The sequence below is a fragment of the Bartonella sp. 220B genome (genome assembly GCF_026930205.1).
Classification (GTDB): Bacteria; Pseudomonadota; Alphaproteobacteria; order Rhizobiales; family Rhizobiaceae; genus Bartonella.
The window spans coordinates 1-1,122 of the sequence record NZ_JANHOI010000065.1; the positions used below are offsets into that span (position 1 = coordinate 1).

The following is a 1,122-nucleotide window of genomic DNA, read 5'->3' on the forward strand; positions in this document are numbered from 1 at the left end:
ACTACCCCCTCAAGCGAGGTGGCATCTATCGGTGCCACGGTTTGGTTGGCTGCTGCGGTATTGCGGTTGAGAGAGGCAATGATTTGTCCAGCGTCTTGCCCCATCGCTCTTTTGTTGGTTGCATCGGTTAGGATGATGGTGCCATCGCTGATGGCGGATTTGGTTTCCCCTTCTGCCGCATCCTTGGCTTTGCCATGACTCAGAGCATTTTTGGCAAGGTTTTTTATCGTGTCGTTCCCAGAAAGGCTAAACCCATGGCTGCTGGCTTGAGCACTCGCACTGTTGGTGATGTCACTGGTGCTAATGGTTCCCGTGGTCAGGCTGTTTTTGTTTGCCGGTGCAGTGCTGGAAATGAGACCTCCAGTCATTGTTGTTTGGTTTTTTACCGTGATATCAAAGCCTCCATCACCCGCTTTGATACCTGATTGCTCCACAACACTGTGATAATCACTGGAGGATTGATCCTTTTGTAAGGAAAGGCTTGTTGAGCCTGCATCAAAACTTTTGCTGCCACCAAACCCAACAGAAGCAGATTTCTGCTTGTTAGAAGTTTGTCCCGTATCACTGCGGCTGGTAATGGTCAAGCTTCCCCCCACATCCACTTTGACCTGATTTCCAGAAACCACGGCACCCGAAAGTGTGGTGTGTTCCCCACTGTTGGTGTGAACAGTGCTGGTACTAATGACATGGCTGTTCTTGTGGTGAACCTCTTCACTGGAGCCTTCCCCTTGACTAAAGGAAGCATTGCCTGTTCCCCCCGCACCACCAGTACCATAACTGTACCCAACATTGACCGAAGCACTTTCACTTCTGTTTTGTGTACTTTGTGTGTTTTGTGCACTTTCAAAGATGATATCTTTCCCTGCTCCTAAGTTGATATTCCCGCTTTTCTCATCATTTGTATAAACAGGATTAGTACCGGCAATAATATCGCTTCCAATACCATGGATGCTGCCTTTATGGGCTTGTATGTTAATAGCACGCCCTGCTTTCATTGTCCCTGTCATCGCTGTGGAGGTTTGAGAAGAGGCTTCTGTCTTCTCTGTCTTAAAGCCCACGGTCACACTCGCAGAAGCATCAGTCATATTGGCAAGAGCATCCTTGGTGGAGCCACCCAACCCT

The 1,122-nt window shown here is 48.8% G+C and carries 1 protein-coding gene; it reads right to left on the bottom strand.

From position 1 onward, the window contains the following. A partial coding sequence (locus NPX99_RS08715) for a hemagglutinin repeat-containing protein (RefSeq protein WP_269031432.1) occupies positions 1-1,122 on the bottom strand: 1,122 nt, incomplete at both ends.